The organism is Psychrobacter sp. 1Y4, assembly GCF_051847555.1.
In genome coordinates this window covers 1-558 of sequence record NZ_JBPYDE010000968.1, presented here as the reverse complement: position 1 = coordinate 558, position 558 = coordinate 1, and the positions used below count along the sequence as shown (strand labels likewise).

The following is a 558-nucleotide window of genomic DNA, read 5'->3' as shown; positions in this document are numbered from 1 at the left end:
GCATGTATGACGATTCGATACGCTTTAATTATCCATTGCAGCTTATCATTGCGATGACTTTTATTTTTGGCGGTATGGGCTTCACCATTGTGGTCAATGTGCTGCGGTATTTGCGTCATCGCGCTGAGCGACTCATATATCGCAATGACCGGCACTATATTTATCAGCCTTGGTTGCTGAATATCAACAGCCGTATTACCTTGATTACGACTGGGGCGTTATTGTTGACTGGTCTGATCGGGGTGATGGTATTTGAATACAACAATGTGCTCGCTGACCATACCAGCTTTTTTGGTAAGCTTATCACAGGGTTTTTTACGGCTGCCACGCCGCGAACCGCGGGGTTCAATGTCATTGATATGGGTGAGCTGACTTTTCCAACGGTCATGCTAACGATATTTTTGATGTGGATTGGCGCATCACCCAACTCAACGGGCGGTGGTATCAAGACCAGTACCTTTGCGATTGCGCTATTAAATACATTGAGTCTAGCCCGTGGGCAAACGAAGATAGAAGTGTTCAAACGTCAGATTGCGGAGATTTCAGTCCGCCGCGCGT

General features: G+C 46.8%; 1 protein-coding gene. It reads left to right on the top strand.

Annotated features, from left to right (window positions below; all coding sequences use genetic code 11):
* Positions 1 to 558: potassium transporter TrkG (locus ACS8FC_RS19885; protein ID WP_439298054.1), on the top strand; the 558-nt coding region annotated here is incomplete at both ends.